The sequence below is a fragment of the Peribacillus sp. B2I2 genome (assembly GCF_041261685.1).
Lineage (GTDB): Bacteria > Bacillota > Bacilli > Bacillales > DSM-1321 > Peribacillus.
Window position 1 is genome coordinate 4,791,418 of record NZ_JBGCCB010000001.1, and the last position, 19,753, is coordinate 4,811,170.

Consider the following 19,753-nt stretch of genomic DNA (forward strand, 5'->3'; position numbering starts at 1 on the left):
AGGAAGATGAAATGTGATTGAAAAACTGCATGCACATGTTCATAGCATTTTTGCCCCGTACAAAAATGCAAAAACCACAAAGGAATTGGAAGAAGAACTGCTGCAAAACTTACTGGAAAAATACAATGACCATAAAAGGAATGGCTCTAGTGAGCAAGAAGCTTATAAGCTGACTGTGGATTCAATTGGAGAAGTATCAGAGCTCATGGAATCACTCAACCTTCAGTATAACGAGCTTGAGCAGGCCATATCCATGGACTATTCCAGACACCGTTTATTGGATTCCGACTTCCGCTCGGTTTCCGTGCATGATGGGAAATTTAATTCCTGTGATTTAAGCCGTTCCGACTTCAGCCATTCGGACCTGACGAACAGCACGTTTAAAAGCAGTAACTTAAATGACTGCATCTTTGAAAACGCCAATTTAACTAGTACCTTATTTAAAAGTGCCAATTTAAAAGGCGTAACTTTCAAGAACAGCATTTATAACAAGACCCATTTTAAAGGCTGTAATTTATCTGGTCTTATATTTGATGGGGAAACATTCAACCAAACCGTTTTCGAGGGTTCTTCATTGAAAAAGGCATCATTTCGCGACGCCACACTCATCAATGTTCAATTTCGGGTGTCCGATTTAAAGAAAATTGACTTTACGGGAGCTTCGATGGATAAACTCACTTACAACTTTTTACATGGAGGTAAGGTTGATCTTAGCGGCGTGACCATCATCTAAGGAGGAATTTCCAATGACTTTACCGTTAGCGATTGTCGTATCCACCTCAATCATTTGCGTGACCGTGTTTCTGACTGCGGTCGTTTTAAAAGGAATGAGCATGGGCGAATGATTCATCAAGAACCCTGTGCTAAGACATGAAACGTCTTGGCACAGGGTTTTTCGTATTTTCAATATACCTTAACTTCAGGCAGTACGTTTCCCATCGTTTGGGTAATCCATGAATTTAAAGTACGGAAGTAACAATCCTAATATCGATACGGTGCAGATCACCGATCCTATCAATATGTATAAAAGTCGGATTGGCCAAATTTCACTCAGTATCGTTCCTGTCATTACCCCTAAAAGCATCGTACCTCTAATGATGAATAATCGGACCGATGATATTTTTCCCATAATGGAATTCGGTACATGCTGTTGGAAGATGGTTATATTATGGACACTGAAAATGGCCATGGCCACGCCCGCAACCCCCTCCGTAACAAAGGCAAAATAGATATTTTCATTCATTCCTAGAGAGATATATGTGGACCCGCCTATGATTAGGGCCCCTAACATCAATGCCCTTCGGCTCCTATGGCTTATTCTTCTTACAAGCAAGGCACCTAATACATAGCCTAACGGAAAACTGGACATGAAATACCCGTATTCAGCATAACTTCCAGATAATTCCCTTGTAATATAAGGAAGGTTAATGACCATCGATACGCCCACTCCAAATTGAACAAACGCCAAAAAGACTCCCAGCCATACAATAAGGGGCTGGTTGAAGAAATAAGATATCCCTTCGATGAATTGTTCTAGCCATGATTTGCGTATCGGCAATTCCACTCTCGATTCTTGAATGAATAGGAGTATGAAACCACTTGTAATAAGAAATGCACAAACAAGAGGCAATGTGGCTTTCACGCTTATGGATTCCACGACCACTCCTCCGGCGAAGGGTGCCAAAAATGTCATCAGCCGGATTGTCCCATCCAAATATGCATTTGCAGCGCTTAACAGGGATGCGGGAATGATTGTAGGGATAATCGATTGATTGGCGGGGGAATACAAGGGCGTTATTAATCCTATGAAGATCTGGACGGCGAAAATGTGCCATGCTTCAAGACTTCCCATCAATGATGACAGCAGTGGGATAAGAAAAGCCAGTCCTCTGCTCCATTGCGATAATACCATGATCCACTTCCGGCTCCATCGGTCAATAAACGGCCCAATAAATAATTGCAGGATCAAGGATGGTACAAAATATAATATCCACATGCTCCCCAAAGCCATGGTTGAACCTGTAAGCTGAAAGATAAGGATTGAATTGCAAAAGTTCCCAAAGGCGGCCCCTAATTCAGAGATGATATTTCCTATCCAAATGAAAAGAAATGATCGGTTCCTTAAAATATGCTCATCATTCAACCGCCCATCCTCCCCTGCATGAACCTTTAGACTTCCACTTCAAATTCATTAACGTAGACAGCATTCCCTGTGATTTCAATATCATAGTTGTCATGGTTTTTTATAGCCGTAACGCGGACCCTGCCATCCTTTCCGATTTCATTTCCCTGTTCTATTAACAGGTGCAGCTCATTTTCACGGTCATCTTTTATGTATTTTGCATAATAAGCGCCCATTACACCTGAAGCCGTTCCTGTAACCGGGTCCTCAAGCGTACCTGAAAATGGCGAGGAGAAATGCCGGGCATGCATATGGGCATCCTGATCGTACGTTTCCAAGCAAAAGGGATGAACAGAAGCTCTTGGCATTTCCTTTAAAATTTGTGGAAACAGTTTATTGTTCGCCTTCATCTTTTTGAATCCATTGAGGTCATTTATCGGAATCAGTTAAGTCCATAAACCTGTACTTCCATACATAATAGGTAACTCCGCTTCCAGATCTTCTATATCAAGTCCGAGGGAACTCGCTAAATCCCGCTTATCTCCGCTAAACTCTTCAAACGTTGGGGTAGCCTGCTTCATCGTAATGTATAGCTCTCGATCAGCCATCGTATGGATCTTGATTGGTAATATTCCCGCTCCCGTTTCAATCATCAGCTCATCTTTATCCAATAATCCCCTGGTCTTCAGTGCATGAATGGCAGCCATTGTGGCGTGTCCGCAAAGATTCATTTCGTGTCCTGGTGTAAAATAACGGATTCTAAGATCGGCAATATCGGACTCCATGGGAAAAGAGGTTTCATTGAACCCCACCTTCAGCGCTATATCCTGCATTTCCTTTTCCGTCAGTCCATCCGCATCTAAAACCACACCTGCCGGATTTCCTTTATTCGGTTTACTGCTGAACGCATCGTAATGAAAAACCCTAACCATTTTCAAATCTAACATCTCCTATTAACCGAATGGTGCTTCTCTTGAATAGTAATTCTATGTTCTTTATAAAATCCCTTTTTCGTCCAGTTTACCTATATTAAGAGAAACAACCATTGATTTTATTTTCTGACTATTGTACAATGACTCAAATTCATCTAATTTCATTTAAAATTCCATGAAGGGAAAAAGTACGTTATAGTTTCTGTTCCAAAGAGAGCTGGTGCTTTGCTGAAAGCCAGTGTCCAGAATATAACCGAAGATCATCCCTGAGAAGTAAAGCCGAATCCTTAGTAAGCTTTACCGGTTTCCCCCGTTATAAGGGACAACGTATTATTGTATGTTCGTAAAGGGTAGTAATTTGCTTTCGAAGCATTTTATTAAACAAGAGTGGTACCGCGAGTTCAAATCTCGTCTCTTAATGAGACGGGTTTTTTTGTATTTAATTCAATGAAAATAAAGGCAAAGAGGTGCAGGTCTAATGCAGACACTATTATTCGTAACAGATTTAAACTATGAAGCAAAAGGAAGAAATTATTACGAGGAGGATTTATATCTAACTTCAAAACTTAGGGAAGATTTTCAATTGGTCATTTGTCATCCTGAAGATATTGAAACGTTTGAAAAGGATTTTGACCTAATTGTATTTCGAAATGCTGGTCCAGTAGCGAATTTTAAAGATAAGTATCAAGCATTCCGTAAAAGAGTGGCTACCGATCATTTGAAAACTTACAATTCATTTATAGGAAAGGCTGATATGAACGGAAAAGAATACTTAATAGAACTAACGAATGCTCAATTTCCTGTCATTCCAACTATCGATACGGTTCACTCCCTAGATAAACTGCCTAATGTAGACACGTATATCGTAAAGCCGAAAGATGGAGCGGATTCTATCGGTTTGGAATTTGTTACGAAAGAAGAATTGGGAGATAAAATGAATTCGGAATCAAAGAACACATTGGTACAACCATTTATCAATTTTGAATATGAAGTCTCATTTTACTTTATCGATACAGAATTTCAGTATGCCCTTTATGCACCGGATAAAGAGAAAAGATGGGAATTGAAAGAATATGTACCTACCGAAGAAGATCTAGCTTTTGCTCAACGATTTATTGAATGGAACAACCTTGATTGGGGGATTCAACGCGTTGATGCGTGCCGGAATGAGCATGGTGAACTATTATTAGTTGAACTGGAAGATTTAAATCCCTATCTTTCTTTGTTGGAATTAACCGATGAAACACGCCAGAAATTCGTAAAAGCCCTGAAAAAATCAATCCAGAAAGCACTGGAAGCTTAGAATGTCGAATGAAGTGTGTGTAGGTCGAATTACCGCGGGGACGGTCGAATAAAGCACGCGGTAGCTCGAATTACTGCGGGGACGGTCGAATAAAGCACGCGGTAGCTCGAATTACTGCGGGGACGGTCGAATAAAGCATGCGGTAGCTCGAATTACTGCGGGGACGGTCGAATAAAGCACGCGGTAGCTCGAATTACTGCGGGGACGGTCGAATAAAGCACGCGGTAGCTCGAATTACTGCGGGGACGGTCGAATAAAGTACGCGGTAGCTCGAATTACTGCGGGGACGGTCGAATAAAGCACGCGGTAGCTCGAATTACTGCGGAGACGGTCGAATTAAGCACGCGGTAGCTCGAATTACTGCGGGGACGGTCGAATAAAGCACGCGGTAGCTCGAATTACTGCGGGGACGGTCGAATTAAGCACGCGGTAGCTCGAATTACTGCGGGGACGGTCGAATTAAGCACGCGGTAGCTCGAATTACTGCGGGGACGGTCGAATTAAGCACGCGGTAGCTCGAATTACTGCGGGGACGGTCGAATTAAGCACGCGGTAGCTCGAATTACTGCGGAGACGGTCGAATAAAGCACGCGGTAGCTCGAATTACTGCGGGGACGGTCGAAAGTAAGAAGACTAATCTCATTACTCCCCATTTAAATTGTCCAAACGATAATATTAATTTGGTCTAAACGAAGTTCGCTAAAGCTAGCTTTATTTAATAAAATATGAGGTGGTTAATTTGAAACAATATCATGATTATTATCAAAATCTATTAAAAAGACTTTGTAAAGCTGATAATATTTCTCCTCGAAAACCTAGGTTTGAAAATATTGAAGATCTAGTAATAATTCATGTTAAAAATCATTTGAAAGAAGGAGTAGATTTAGAATGTTTTAAGATTTTAAATCTTATTTATCAAACAGTCGTACCTTTAGGTATAAAATTCAATCAACAGTTATATTTATATCCAAATGGAGATAGATTAGATAGAGTAGCGATAACCTTTAACAAAGATGATTATATACTTTTAAACAAAAAACTAGAAACTGGAGAGATATGAATAATTAATACATATTGGAGATGGCCTCCCTCTATGGTGGGCTATTTTTTTAGGTTTTCCTCATTGTTTTAGGTATGTCGGCTTGACCGGAAAGGGAGCGGATTCCTGAAATCACCTGCAACTTTCTTTAAATAAAAAAACTGCAGGCAAACTCGCTTTTCTTCGAGTTTGTCTACAGTCTGAAACGACTATCGAGTCCCAAGGGACCTTTAATTCATTTGAGATTTATGCCATTTCCATGCACTTTCAATAATCTCTTCCAAATCTATTGATGCCTTCCATCCAAGTTCTTCATATATCTTATTAGCAGAAGCAACCAGACGGGCTGGATCACCAGGGCGTCGGTCTGCATACTCTATGGTCGGTTTCACTCCTGTGACTTTTTCGCAAGTGTCGATTACATCCTTAACCGAAAATCCTTTTCCATTCCCAAGATTGTAGGTGGCCGTATCCTTCTTCCCGGACAATAGGGCTTGAAGCGCGATTATATGAGCTTGAGCTAAATCCGTTACATGAATATAGTCACGGATGCAAGTGCCATCTTCTGTGTCATAGTCCGTACCAAACACGGAAATCTTATCACGTTGACCTAATAAATGCTGTAAAATAATGGGGATCAGGTGTGTTTCCGGATCATGGCTTTCACCGATTTCTGCCGACACATGTGCTCCAGCCGCATTAAAGTATCGCAAAACTACATAATGGAGTCCATATGCCTTTGCAAAGTCACCTAAGATTTGCTCTACCATCAATTTCGAGCGGCCATATGGATTAATCGGATTAGTTGGCTGATCTTCATCAATCATATCTACATTTGGTATCCCGTATGTAGCTGCCGTTGATGAAAAAATGAAATTCTTAACATCATGCTTGAGCATGGTATTCAATAATGTAAGAGTTGCACCAACATTATTCTCATAGTATTTATAAGGGTCTTGAACAGACTCACCAACCAAGCTATTAGCAGCAAAGTGCATAACGGCTTTAATGGGATATTTAAGGAATATTTCATTCAAAACCGCTTCGTCCCCTAAATTCCCTTCAACCAAGATGGCCTTCGAATCGACCAGCGAACGAAAACCGGTTGAGAGATTATCCAGAATGACAACCTCTTCTGTATTCACTAACTCTTTTACAAGATGACTTCCAATATATCCTGCACCGCCAACGACCAAAATCATATAGAATTTCCCCTTTTACTTTAAGCTTTATTCGTAACCTATTTATGTCCTTAGAGTTTGAGGGGCTCTTTTTTATTATTAAAAAGAGCCCCTCCCTTATTTTATAAGCATTTTTTGAAGGTTTCCATGGCTAATCCATTATATTGGTTGTAATCAAACTTTTCTAGTTTAGGATTATCAGTACTAACCATAGTAGATAAGCCTTTTTCAAGTCCATTTATGCTATTTTCAACAAGTAAACCATATTTACCGTTTTCCAAAACGGTTCGGTTAGCAACTATATCAGTAGCCATGATTTTCATTCCTAAAGTCATTGCCTCCAATAATACCATAGGCTGTCCTTCATAATGTGATGAAAGAACGAAACAGTCACATTTTTCCATGAACGAAAATGGATTTTCAAGCTGGCCCAAAAGATGAATGGAATGATTTAATTCCAGCTCATCAATGATTGCCTGCAAATCTTCCTTTAATGGACCTTGTCCTAAAATATACAGCTTGCTATTACTGTATTTCTCATGAAAACCTGCGAATGCACGAATCAAATTATCCTGACCTTTTTCAGGAGATAACCTTCCCATATTGACAAAATTGAAATCATTTTTATCAGGAAATGGAACGAATTGATTGTTTACTTCCAATCCATGCACTTTTTCTACGATCAACGCCTGTTCATCTATCCAACCTAGAGATATCCCGTCCAATGATATATGAGCATAAGTACCAAGTTGAGTAACCGCTTCTTTATCGAATTCCACAATACGGCCATTAAAGGTTGGCCCATTTTCCACGACCATGGCATCTTGCAACCCATAAGGCTTATCCCAAATATTATAATCTCCCAAGTTAATTTCTGCGGTGCCGCGCACTTCCCGCTCTTTTAACAGTATTGGCTCTTCCATAATTTCGAATGCCCTTGTATTCAACCAGCCAATTCTCTTATTATCTATTTCGAAAAGGTAATAGCCGCCTTTTCTGGTTCTGTTATATTTTATGATCTTGACGATTTGCCCTTCAAAATCGATAGCCTTAGTTACTCTTTTAGCCTTGTAATTCGGGTAAGCCTTCGTCCAGATTGTATGGTCTTCCGGTTCCGTTATTTTTCCGTACTTCTGATTGCCTGTGTTTATTTCCTTCAACGTTCTATTATCGATCTTATCAATGAATTTTTTATTGTTTTTATAGTTTCTGGATATTATATACTTTCTTTTCACCATGATTTGAAGCTTGTCACCTAAGCTCGTGTTTTCATTGATCGTACAATGTTCAAGCATGGATAAAGCTGCATTATCTATCCAACCTATTACCTTGTTTTTCACAGATATCCTGCTATAAATCGAATGTTGGGTCTTTACTTCCCTATCAATTTTTACAATGATCCCTTTAAAATCTTGACTGCCAGAAACCTTGTACGTTCCTTCAACCTTATATGGCATGGACCAAATATAGTTCGATCGAGGCCTTACTAACCTTGCAATTTTATCCAATTCCTTTTCGTAAATAATGCTGTCTGGCAACAACTCAACAGCTTCTTCACTAATCCAGCCAATTATTTGATTGTTATGACTGAATTTGTAGAAAGTATTTTGATTTGCATGGCCTTTCCTCGAAATCATGATTTCAGCTTCTTCAAATCGTTCATCCAAGGGAAATTGAGTGGCATTTGAAATTCCCGGAAGGGTATTCCAAACCTGATTATCCTTCACATTCCTTAATATCGCTCTTGCTTTGAAGTTTTCAGTGGTCAACGCATCTTCATCATTATCGCTGACTTCAGAGTTATTTGACTCGAGTTGAAGGATTTTATCCGGGTTGATAGAATTCATTACGAAATCAAATTTATCAAAGTCTGCATACTCCAATAGGTTCTTTCGGTTTAATTCCATCGTTCCCTCAGAAACACTTACAAGTTTATCAAATCGATTATATACAGAAAAAATCCCTCTTAGATTAATACGGTGAGGTCTCTTTCCATTAATGATACGCTCACTATCAGACAGTAAATCATTATGCATATAACAAACTTTCTTTTTTGCATCTGCCGCTAGCAGATATTTAGCCCAATAATGGCTATAACCACTAAAATCGATAACAAAATCAAATTTAGTTTTACCGAATAAACGTGCATGCTCTCTAATATAGGCATTTTCCGGGTAAAGCTTTTTCCCTAAGAAACCTCTTTCCCCTCTGTTATGGATGAATTTATCTTTATAGACTTCCAAAAATTTATACACAGGTAAGCCAGGTTTAAAAAGAAAACGCACATTTTTATTTACTTTGTCCATATTTTTCAAAACCTCGTATGAGTGAGGAGTGGCAGTGAAACAGCTGACATCATATTTCTCATAATCAATATTATTCATTAGGTTAAGAAAAGAGGATGTAATTCCGTTATCCCTCAATCCGCCAGGATAAATTAATATTTTTTCCTTTGAGGAATCCAGGCCAGTAATTGTGTTTAGTTCTTTCGCAGACTTATTGAAGAGATAGTTGACTATTCTCTCCGTTACATGTCCATCCTCATGGTTAGTGAATTTTTCCTGCATCTTTTTATATTTATCGGAATAACTCAATTTCACATTATTGATATCTTTAATTGCGATAGCCAATTCTTTCGAGTTAAAAAGCATCGGGCCTGGGAGTTCATCATTTTGGAGATACTGTCCCCTTTGTTCTGTATAAACGTCCGTATCCCATGTGTAAAATAGGATGGGCTTATTGGTAACAAGGAAATCAAAGAAAATGCTGGAATAATCCGTGATAAGCAAATCAACAGCAGCAAGTAATTCATTCGTATCCACATAGTCAGGTATCAATCTATCCATGATTTCTGAATGCTTGGCGGCTTCTTTATATAGAAATGGATGCACCTTGATGAATAAGTTATATTGTTCACCGATTTGACTTTGTAAATAATTAATATCGGCAATGATTTGAAGAAGGTCGTTATCCACTTTGGCAAGGTTCGTTCCCTTCCAAGTCGGAGCATATAAGATATTCTCCTTACCATCACTGATGTTCAAACCCAGGGTCCTTAGATATTCCTTATACTCCCCTGGATTCGTATTCAACGTTAAATCGATCCTCGGATATCCTTCTTCTATAATTTCACCTTTATACAATCCGTTTAACTTATAGCTATCTGAAAATATCTTGGTAGTGTGGGAATTAGGGCTCAAAATGTAATCTGCACTCAAAAAGTTCCTTACAACGTTTTGAGAGACAGAAGGGTTACCGGGTATATCAAAGCCCATATTCTTAAGGGGCGTTCCATGCCAGGTATTCATGTAAATTTGATCGCTTTTAGGTATGAAGAAGGACTGGAATGTGGAGTTATTGATTAAATACTCACTTGTTGCCAACCACTTTAAATATTCCTTTGAATTACGTTGAACAAATTTTACATTTGGAATATCCTTATATTTCGATATTACACCTGAGAGGGCACTAAAATCCTGGATTGACCAAATGTGCATGAAATCTTTAAAGTCTTGCTTTTCCAGCATATATTTAAACATCGCGTATGGACTGTCAGTCATACTGTTTCCATCACGACTCTCATATAAAATCGTGTTTTTTTGCACATTTAATTTCTCAAAATACTTCGCATATCTATTTACACGCTGATGGTTCTCCTTCAATAGAAAATTGGCAAGCGGCTGTTTAAGGAAATCGACTTTTCTTTTTATTACCTTCTTATTCACTAATAGGCATCCCCTTTTAAGAATTTAGTATTCACCATTCAAAATCATGATTTCATTAACAAAAAATAACAACTATGAATGATCAATAGTTGGAGATTTTTTTTAAACTCTATTAAACTTAAAACTTAATGACTCCAACCATCATTTGCTGTGTAGATAATCTTTCTTTAAACTGAAAAAATCGATTTGGCGGTAATACAGTAAATCAATAAATCATTTTTTGTTCACTGCCTTGTGCCGTTCGAGGATTTTTTCCATTTCCTTTATAATGTCATCTCTTAATTCAGGATGTTGCAGGGCAAATTCAATTGTCGTTTTCACAAAGCCATCGACAACTCCGACATCATAGCGTTTCCCTTCAAAATCGTATGCGAAAACTCTTTGGATTTCATTCAGTTTTTGGATGGCATCCGTTAACTGGATTTCACCGCCAGCTCCCGTTTCTTGCTTAGCTAAGAAATCGAATATTTCCGGAGTCAGTATGTATCTTCCCATAATGGCCAAATTGGATGGTGCCGTTCCTTGTTTGGGTTTTTCAACGAAACGATTCACTTCGTATCTTCTGCCTTCTTGGGTAAGCGGGTCAATGATGCCATATCTATGTGTCTCGTTCTCATTTACTGGCTGCACTCCAATGATGGACGAACCCGTCGCATCATATTCGTTGATTAATTGACTTAGAGAGGGTATTTCGCTTTGAACGATGTCATCGCCTAATAGTACGGCAAACGGCTCATCACCAATAAAGTTACGTGCACACCATACAGCATGTCCAAGGCCTCTCGGTTCTTTTTGCCTAATGTAGTGGATATTAGCTAAATTGGATGGGTATTGTACTTTCTCCAATAAATCGAATTTCCCTTTTTCCCTCAAGTTATTCTCTAGCTCGTATGCATTATCAAAATGATCTTCTATCGCACGTTTATTCTTTCCTGTGACAATGATTATATCTTCAATTCCCGATTTCACGGCTTCTTCTATAATATATTGAATAGTTGGTTTATCCACTATTGGCAGCATCTCTTTTGGCATTGCCTTCGTAGCAGGTAAAAATCTAGTTCCCAATCCCGCTGCAGGTATAATAGCCTTTTTAACTTTTTTCATTCTTTTGTAACTCCTCCACATTAATATAAAACTAAAAAATTTACTTATTCACCCTTTTCATAGTAACATAGACTTGTTTTTTGTAAATATGTTAGCATGAAACATTTGTAATCCCATATATAATTGCAACTTTTCCCCAAACCCATCTTCAGAAAATATAAAGGCCTTTTCCCGATGAAAACAGGAAAAGGCCTTATTTTCTTCAATATATATGGCTGTCAGGTCCAAGGGTCTGACTTATGTAGCACTATTGATTATCCCATTAATTTTTTCCATGAAAGCATTCATGACCTGCTTCAATTTCAGCTCGGCTGATTCCATCTTTTCACCTTGGACCCCGAAATAGAATTTGATTTTAGGTTCTGTGCCAGATGGACGTAAGCATACCCATGTACCATCCTCAAGGAAGTACTTAATTACATTTGATTTAGGTAAATCAATGACTTCTTCCTTATTGGTGCCCATGTTGAGCTTCACGCCACTTTGATAATCCTCTTGAATCGTTACAGCTTTTCCGGCTATATGCTTTGGAGGAGCATTGCGGAATTGATTCAATATCCCTTGAATCTGCCCAGCGCCTTCAATCCCCTTTAAAGTCAATGACTGAAGTCCCTCCAGGTAATATCCGTACTCTTCAAAGATATTAAGCAATCCTTCATATAGGTCCATGCCCTGTTTTTTATAGTAGGCACAAACTTCCACCGCAAGAATGGCCGCTTGGATCGCATCTTTATCACGGGCAAAATCCTTGATTAAATAACCATAACTTTCTTCATATCCGAATAAGAAAGTATGCTTACCGCTTTCCTCATATTCGTTGATCTTTTCAGCGATGAATTTAAAACCCGTTAATACATCAACGGTCCCTAAACCATATTCCTTTGCGATTCTGCGGCCTATTTCAGAGGTTACTATCGTTTTTAAAACAACTCCATTTTCAGGTAAAGTGCCTTTAGATTTCTTTTCTTTCAAAAGATAATCCAATATTAGTGCACCTGTTTGATTACCTGTAAGCACCACATATTCGCCATCTTTATTTTTAACGGCGATACCGAGTCGATCTGCATCAGGATCTGTTGCGATCAAGAGGTCTGCCGATACCTCATTTCCTAATTCAATGGCCATTTCAAATGCTGCATGCTCTTCAGGGTTCGGGGATTTGACTGTCGAAAAATTGGGATCAGGCAATTCCTGCTCTTTTACAACATGTACCTTGTCGTATCCCAGATCTTGTAAAGCCCTTCTAACCGACTTATTTGCCGTGCCATGAAGCGGTGTGAATACTACAGTCACATCAACTTCTTCACTTAGGTTTTTATTTTCGGGCACAGTAAGCAATTTATCATTATAAGCAGTATCGATTTCCTCTCCAACCATCTTGATGAGGCCTTGCGCTTTCAATATATCTTCATCTTTTACCGAAATGGCAAGTTCATTTTCAATCGCATTCACGAATTCAATCACTTTATCAGCCGTTGCCGGAGGAAGCTGGGCACCATCTGGCCCGTACACTTTATAGCCATTATATTCAGGGGGATTATGACTTGCTGTGATAACGATCCCAGCATAAGCATTCAGTTCACGAACGGCAAAGGATAACTCCGGCGTTGGTCTTAACTCATCGAATAGATAAGCCTTGATACCTTCTGTAGCAAGGGTCTTGGCTGCTTCCAAGGCAAATTCAGGCGATTTGAAACGTGAATCGTAGGCAATCGCGACACCTCTGCGTTTTGCTTCATCACCCATCGATTGCAGATAATGGGCTAATCCCAATGTTGCTTTACGGACTGTATATAGATTCATCCGATTGGTACCTGCCCCAATTTCCCCTCGCATACCGCCTGTGCCGAATTCCAAGTTCTTATAAAACGCATCTTCAATATTTTTTTCATCATCTTGCATCTTGTTAAGTAATGATTTCATTTCCTCATCAAGGTTTTCGAAATTCACCCATGAGTGGTAAGAACATTTCCAATCCATCTTCACATAGTCCTTCTTTCTTTCTAGTTTCCCTTGGAAAATCTAGATGTTTTCACTAAAAAATAACAATTACCGCTGAAATAAAAAAAAGCCGTTCATACGACTTTCTTCGCTATATTATCAGCAATAAATAGACAACAGTCAATATTCTCAACATAAAAAATTTGTTGGAAGGCAAAAATAGAGGATGGCGATGTTGCGGTGATCGTGGACATCACCGCTTGTAAACAGGAGCGATGTCCACGATGATGGATCACCTTACAAATTATTCAGCTTCGGCAACAACGGTGAAGCGTTGGTTGATGTGTTGCGGGTTTTCAATTTCATCAAGTACTGCAAGGGCAAAATCGGCGTAACTTACATAACTCTCACCCTTTGAGTTTACAAGAAGGTTGTCTCTACCCAATTTATACTCTCCGGTTCTATTTCCTTGCGGATCAAAGAAGGCTGAAGGACTGATGAACGTCCATTGGATGCCAGTTGCATTTTGTAAATCCTCAAGGTTCTTGGATTGATTATATGCCGTTGCAAAGTATTCTTTAGGGAATTCAGGCGTTTCCAGTACACGTGTCGTTTTCGCCTCGTCAACGAAAAGACTTCCAGCTCCGCCAACAACGATCAGTTTAGTTTTAGGAGCCCCTTTCATGGCGTCAATTAGGATTTTTCCTGCATCCACATGCAGATGTTCTTTCCCTGGAGCAGCGCCAAAGGCATTCACTACCACATCAAATTCTTTAATATCTTCCGCTTTCAGAGCGAATAGATCCTTTTCCAGTACGGATGCACCTTGAATTTGGACTTTGGCTTCATCTCTGACAATGGCCGTAACTTCATGTCCCCTAGTCAATGCTTCCTTTAAAATCAGACTTCCAGCTTTTCCGCTCGCACCTATAATACCTATTTTCATTTTCAAATTCCTCCTATATCATTTTTGAATTATAATTGTAATCAAATTACTTACATGTAATAATATAAGTTACAGGTTGCTGTTTTGTCAACTTATTTATCGAGGAAGTATTTCGATGATATATTGCGGTTTTCGTCGATATATTTCATTTTTCGTTGATATATCCCGATTTTCGCTGATATATTGCAATTTCCGATAGATATATCCCGATTTCCGTTGATATATTTCAAATTCCGATAGATATATCCCGATTTTCGTCGATAAAAAAAGCACCATTCCTTGCAGACACAAGGAATGGTGCACTTATTGATCAGTTCTTTCCATTCTTCCTCATTAGCAATCCCATACAGATAGTAATGAGAGTAAAAGCAATAAAAGCCAAAAACGGGATCGTGATGAATCCTAGCCAATTTATATACTCGCCTGAGCAGGGAACACCGCTTTGGCACATTTCGAAATGCTGTAGTGCCGGAATTTTTTGCAGACTATAGTGATATCCTGACACCAACATGCCCAAAATCGATAATGGGAGGATGTATCGATGGATTTTCAGGTCTTGCTCATAAAAGGCCCGGCCCAATAAAATAACGAGCGGGTACATCAAGATCCTTTGATACCAACAAAAGGTACAAGGTACATAATGGAGAATCTCACTAAAGTAGAGACTTCCAGCAGTGGCAATGATGGATAGGATCCACGAAAATAATAGTGGTTTGTTCATCACTATTTCTCCTTCGCTGCATCATCAACCATTTTCACTAAATCATCAATTGTATTTCCTTCAAACTTCTTGCCATTGACAAATAAGGAAGGTGTTCCAGAAACGCCCAATTCGTCGGCCAACTCCATATCCTTGTTCCATTGGTCCTCGGACTTTTCGGCTTTAAAAGAGGAAACGACCTTTTTCACATCTTTGTCATTTGCGATTTCTTTCAATGTTTCTTCTAGGAATTTATCCGTAAAGACATCTACCTTTTCATATTTCAAGTCATCTGGCTGCTTATCGTACAACAGCTCATGAAATTTCCAAAAGGTATCATTTCCTAATTCTTGATAAACACTTTCCGCAAATTTAGCGGATCTGGTTGAATCGATGTTAATGAACGAATAATTCATGAAATAAAATTGCGCTTTTCCTGTTTCGATCAGTTCACTTTGTATGGAAGGAAAGAATTGCTCCTCGAATGTCTTACATACTGGACATTTATAATCACCAAATTCCACTATTTGGACAGGAGCCGATTTTTCTCCCAAATAAGGCTGTGATTTATAATCGATTTCATTAACGGCTGTATCTTCGTCCTTCCCATTTGCTAAAAATATAAAGCCAATAATGATTACAGCGATTAACCCTATGATCCAAAACGTGAATGCAGAAGATTGTTTTTGATTACCCTTTTTTTTATTAGCCATCATATACCTCCATCACTTGTAGTTGTGTCGATATTCCTTTTGCAGCCATAGCGGCGATTTCAGTTCCCCCTTCCTGTAGCCTTCACCTGTAACTGATTCATTTACACGTTATAATATAAGTTTCATCATGATGGTTTGTCAATTACACATACCTTTTATTTTTGCCTTTGCAAAAACGGCGTGACTTGACAAGGAAACGGTTAATGGATAAATATTATTCTTGCAGGCCATTATAACTTGTAACCACTTGAATTACATGTTAAATAATTTATACTATATAAGAATAGAGATTTTAAAGGAGAGAAAAAAGAGATGTCCATCAGTACCCGCTTTTCCGTAGGAATCCATATATTATCTCTTTTAGAAATAAACAAAGAAGGCGTTAACACTTCTGATTTTATAGCAAAAAGTGTAAACACAAACCCAGCCTTAATCAGAAAAATCACCGGCATGCTGAAGAATGCAGGTTTAGTGAACGTTCGGCCGGGTATCGCCGGAGCGACATTGGCCAAGGACTTATCAGATATTACTTTGCTCGATGTTTATCAGGCTGTTAACGTTGTCTCCGATAAAGAATTATTTGGAATCCATGAAAATCCTAATCCAGCATGCACTGTTGGAAGAAATATACAAGATACAATAGAGCCCATCTTTTCAGTCGCTGAACTTGCCTTGGAAAAGGCGCTTGGAGTGGTGACTATAGAGGATGTCGTTAGAGGTATTCTGGAAAAGGATAAAAACTAAATAGCAAAAAAACACATGAGTCGGACTCATGTGTTTTTTCCTGTTTTCTTATTTATACTTAGGAACTTCAATCGTCATTTTATAGGAATCTAGTAAACTATACAAATTATAAATCTGTTTCACTTGTTTTGTTGCCCAGCCAATATCAGTTGCATACTGGTGTGAAGCATATCCATTTTTCTCTGCAGCTGTAGGATTCCATCTCATTTTGTAAAGCGTGTCCTGTCCAGCAGAGATATACCCTTTGGCGATGAATTCGGCACCGCCTATAATGGCCGCTTCCGGGGTGAACCAGCCTGCTTTATATGCGTATTGAGCGCCGCTGCTTACCGCTGTTCCGTCAAAAGCTCCCACTCCGTACATATTATAGACCGTTTTCCCATTCACCTTAACTCCTGTTGCTAACGGTGAAGTACCATTCCCGGTCTCCAGCAAAGCATGTGAAATCAGGTAAATTTCATTGACCCCATATTTTTCCCCTGCCGTAGTGAAGGTTGCAGCTTGGCTTTGTAAAATCCCTTTACCTGAAAGGATTCTAGCATTCACTTCAGAAACGTTCATGTTGGTGACCTGGGAGAGCTTAACGAACTGGAACGATTTGATTGGATCATTCACAAAATTATCTGGGTTGAGATTATAGTTTATATCATCCGGACTGGCATTTACCCATGTCTTGTTATAACTCACTTCATACCAATAGTATCCGTCAGAGCCCTTTACTTTTGATTTAATATTCAATGATTGATTATTGCTGACAGCACCGACTTCCCAATAATTAGATCCAGCTCCGCCCCTAACACGCCATCCGCTTCCTTTTACCGTTCCCTTTGTTGAATTGATTAAAGTTAACCCATCCTCACGTATGTAGGTTTTATACGTTTTATCCGTTTGACCATTTACGGCCATTTGAATTTCAACCATCTTGTCCATCGTAAGATTGTACTCTTTATCGATCCTGATTATCGATCCATTCGAACTTCCTGGACCTTGTGCTTTAGCAGTTAAATATTGCGTACTGACATATCCCGTTTTTCCATTAGCCGTGACCCTTGACCAACCATTGGACTCAGAATACACCGTTACGGCCGTATTGTTTACGAGTTTGGCTATAATTGAAGCGGAAGCTGATGCAAAAGAGCGCATATTAAGACTGTAGCCATCATTCACTTTTACATATTTAACTAACGTGGTTTCTTCCTCGTCTGGATTGAGATTCGGGCTTTCCGGTACAGAACCAGGCTTCGTTGCTGATAGATATTGCGTATTGACATAACCTTCTCCGCCATACGCTTTTATTTTTGACCAGCCATTTGATTCCGAGATGACTTCCACCTTCACACCCTTTGCCAATTTCACAATAACGGAAGCACTTTCTGACGGTTTATTCCGCATATTCAGAGAACCAGAGCTTACATTTATATATTTCACCGTCGTTTTTTCAGGTATGGAGGGTTTGGCTTCTGGCTTTGTTGTTGAAAGAAAGTCAGCACTGACATACCCATCTTGCCCATTGGCTTTGATTTTCGCCCAACCTTTGGATTCCGAATACACCGTTACTTGCGTTCCTTTTGAAAGCTTCGCGACTATGCTGGCACTTTCGGACCCGATTTTTCGCATATTAAGCGTTCCTGAGCTTACATTGACATATTTCGTCGTCGTTTTATCAGGTATGGAGGGCGTGGTTTCCGTTCCTGGTTTTGTTGTCGATAAATATTTGGTGCTGACATGTCCGTCTTTTCCATTGGCCTTGATCTTCGCCCAGCCTTTGGATTCTGAATATACCGTCACTTTCGTTCCTTTTGAAAGCATCGAAACTATGCTTGAACTTGCTGTACCACTTTTTCGCATATTAAGTAAACCCGTGTTCACATATTTCGTCGTCGTTTTTTCTGGCGTGGCTACTGTGGATCCCGATCCCGGCTTTGACGTCGATAGATATTTGGTGCTGACATATCCGTCCTTTCCATTGGCTTTGACTTTCCCCCAGCCTTTGGATTCCGAATACACCGTCACTTTCGTTCCTTTTGAAAGCCTCGCGACTATGCTTGAACTTTCTGTACCACTTTTTCGCATATTGAGTGAACCCGTGTTCACATATTTTATCGTCGTTTTTTCAGGTGTGGCTACTGTAGATCCCGATCCCGGCTTTGCAGCAGACAGGTATTTGGTGCTGACATAACCGTCTTTTCCATTGGCTTTGATTTTTGCCCAGCCATTGGATTCCGAATACACCGTCACTTTCGTTCCTTTTGAAAGCCTCGTAATTATGCTTGAACTTACTATCGCGCTTTTTCGCATATTGAGCGTGCTTGCATTGACATATTTTGTCGTCGTTTTAACGGTTGCCGCAGCCTTGGTTACCGTTCCAGGCTTCGTTGCCGATAGATACTTCGTACTGACATATCCGTCTTTTCCATTGGCTTTGATCTTCGCCCAGCCTTTGGATTCCGAATACACCGTTACCTGTGTGCCTCTTGTCAGCTTCGCGACTACGCTTGCACTATCTGCCCCACTTTTTCGCATAATAAGTGAACCTGTGCTCACATTCACATATTTCATTGTCGTTTTAACGGGTGCCGCAGCTTTGGTCACCGTTCCAGGCTTCATTGCCGATAAATACTTGGTACTGACATATCCGTCTTTTCCATTGGCTTTGATCTTCGCCCAGCCTTTGGATTCCGAATACACCGTTACCTGTGTGCCCCTTGTCAGCTTCGCGACTACGCTTGCACTATCCTTTCCACTTTTGCGCATATTGAGTGAACCTGTACTGACATTCACATATTTCTCTGCCGTTTTAATGGTTACTGCAGCTTTAGTTAAAGTCCCTGGCTTCGTTGCCGATAAATACTTGGTACTGACATATCCATCTTTTCCATTGGCTCTGATCTTCGCCCAGCCTCTGGATTCCGAATATACGGTTACTTGTGTGCCTTTTGCCAGCTTTGCAACTATGCTTGCACTATCCCCACCAGTTTTTCTCATATTTAGCGAACCGGAATTTACATTTACAAACATGACGCTTTTTTCAATATTGGCATGCTCTGCTTGTAGTGGAGCTGCAGCTATTTTTTCTTCGAAAGCAACTGTAGACAACACTGCAAAACAGAAAGTTGGTATAATTAATTTCTTCATCTCATTCTCCCTACTAAAGAATTATATTTTTAACATTTATTTAAATATCGGTTAAATTTAGTATGATATTATAGGTAATTGTGCTTATTCGTTAAAAATATAACATATTCCTTTAGATCTATAGAGAGATGGACGAGATTGTAACACAACAGTAAACTAATAGACATT

13 protein-coding genes, 1 pseudogene and 1 other annotated feature are annotated in these 19,753 nt (G+C 39.5%); of the genes and pseudogenes, 4 read left to right on the forward strand and 10 right to left on the reverse strand.

Going from position 1 to position 19,753, the window contains the following annotated elements; all coding sequences use genetic code 11:
- Positions 1 to 13 precede the first annotated feature (13 nt).
- On the forward strand, positions 14 to 733 hold the full coding sequence (locus ABIE66_RS23815; protein WP_289326622.1) for a pentapeptide repeat-containing protein: 720 nt from the start codon (positions 14 to 16) through the stop codon (positions 731 to 733).
- A 186-nt stretch (positions 734 to 919) separates the two neighbouring features.
- Here the strand turns inward: ABIE66_RS23815 and ABIE66_RS23820 are convergent, their stop codons facing one another.
- Together ABIE66_RS23820 and ABIE66_RS23825 are read right to left on the reverse strand one after the other, a co-directional pair.
- Positions 920 to 2,143 carry an MFS transporter gene (locus tag ABIE66_RS23820; RefSeq protein ID WP_370016542.1) on the reverse strand — a complete coding sequence of 408 codons (1,224 nt, stop codon included), beginning with the start codon at positions 2,141 to 2,143 and terminating at the stop codon, positions 920 to 922.
- Positions 2,144 to 2,169: 26 nt separating this feature from the next.
- A pseudogene (locus tag ABIE66_RS23825) lies at positions 2,170 to 3,060 on the reverse strand (PhzF family phenazine biosynthesis protein).
- A 160-nt stretch (positions 3,061 to 3,220) separates the two neighbouring features.
- Positions 3,221 to 3,473 (forward strand) — a binding site (T-box leader).
- Positions 3,474 to 3,532: 59 nt separating this feature from the next.
- Here ABIE66_RS23825 and ABIE66_RS23830 point away from each other — a divergent pair.
- Both ABIE66_RS23830 and ABIE66_RS23835 read left to right on the forward strand, forming a co-directional pair.
- A complete protein-coding gene (locus tag ABIE66_RS23830; protein WP_370016543.1) occupies positions 3,533 to 4,357 on the forward strand; it encodes an ATP-grasp domain-containing protein in 825 nt (274 codons plus the stop codon).
- 739 nt (positions 4,358 to 5,096) lie between these two features.
- A complete protein-coding gene (locus tag ABIE66_RS23835; protein ID WP_370016544.1) occupies positions 5,097 to 5,417 on the forward strand; it encodes a hypothetical protein in 321 nt (106 codons plus the stop codon).
- A 209-nt stretch (positions 5,418 to 5,626) separates the two neighbouring features.
- Here ABIE66_RS23835 and galE read toward each other — a convergent pair whose 3' ends face one another.
- The 7 genes from galE to ABIE66_RS23870 form a co-directional block, all read right to left on the reverse strand.
- Positions 5,627 to 6,598, reverse strand: a complete 972-nt coding sequence (galE, locus tag ABIE66_RS23840) for a UDP-glucose 4-epimerase GalE (RefSeq protein WP_289314746.1) — start codon at positions 6,596 to 6,598, stop codon at positions 5,627 to 5,629.
- A gap of 101 nt (positions 6,599 to 6,699) precedes the next feature.
- Positions 6,700 to 10,302, reverse strand: a complete 3,603-nt coding sequence (locus ABIE66_RS23845) for a CDP-glycerol glycerophosphotransferase family protein (protein WP_370016545.1) — start codon at positions 10,300 to 10,302, stop codon at positions 6,700 to 6,702.
- 213 nt (positions 10,303 to 10,515) lie between these two features.
- Positions 10,516 to 11,406, reverse strand: coding sequence for a UTP--glucose-1-phosphate uridylyltransferase GalU (gene galU / locus ABIE66_RS23850; RefSeq protein ID WP_289326628.1), 891 nt, complete (start codon positions 11,404 to 11,406; stop codon positions 10,516 to 10,518).
- Between the two features lie 237 nt (positions 11,407 to 11,643).
- A complete protein-coding gene (locus tag ABIE66_RS23855) occupies positions 11,644 to 13,386 on the reverse strand; it encodes a phospho-sugar mutase (RefSeq protein WP_370016546.1) in 1,743 nt (580 codons plus the stop codon).
- Positions 13,387 to 13,651: 265 nt separating this feature from the next.
- Positions 13,652 to 14,293 (reverse strand): NAD(P)-dependent oxidoreductase, encoded by a 642-nt coding sequence (locus tag ABIE66_RS23860; protein ID WP_370016547.1) that lies wholly within the window; start codon positions 14,291 to 14,293, stop codon positions 13,652 to 13,654.
- Positions 14,294 to 14,603: 310 nt separating this feature from the next.
- Positions 14,604 to 15,014: a disulfide oxidoreductase gene (locus ABIE66_RS23865; RefSeq protein WP_289314741.1), complete on the reverse strand. Its 411-nt coding sequence runs from the start codon at positions 15,012 to 15,014 to the stop codon at positions 14,604 to 14,606.
- Positions 15,015 to 15,016: 2 nt separating this feature from the next.
- Entirely contained in the window at positions 15,017 to 15,706 is a 690-nt protein-coding gene (locus tag ABIE66_RS23870; RefSeq protein ID WP_370016548.1) for a DsbA family protein, read from the reverse strand.
- A 312-nt stretch (positions 15,707 to 16,018) separates the two neighbouring features.
- On the opposite strand from ABIE66_RS23870, the gene ABIE66_RS23875 reads away from it, so the two are divergent.
- Positions 16,019 to 16,450 (forward strand): Rrf2 family transcriptional regulator, encoded by a 432-nt coding sequence (locus tag ABIE66_RS23875; protein WP_289314739.1) that lies wholly within the window; start codon positions 16,019 to 16,021, stop codon positions 16,448 to 16,450.
- A gap of 48 nt (positions 16,451 to 16,498) precedes the next feature.
- Here ABIE66_RS23875 and ABIE66_RS23880 read toward each other — a convergent pair whose 3' ends face one another.
- On the reverse strand, positions 16,499 to 19,585 hold the full coding sequence (locus ABIE66_RS23880; protein ID WP_370016549.1) for an SH3 domain-containing protein: 3,087 nt from the start codon (positions 19,583 to 19,585) through the stop codon (positions 16,499 to 16,501).
- Positions 19,586 to 19,753: the final 168 nt, after the last annotated feature.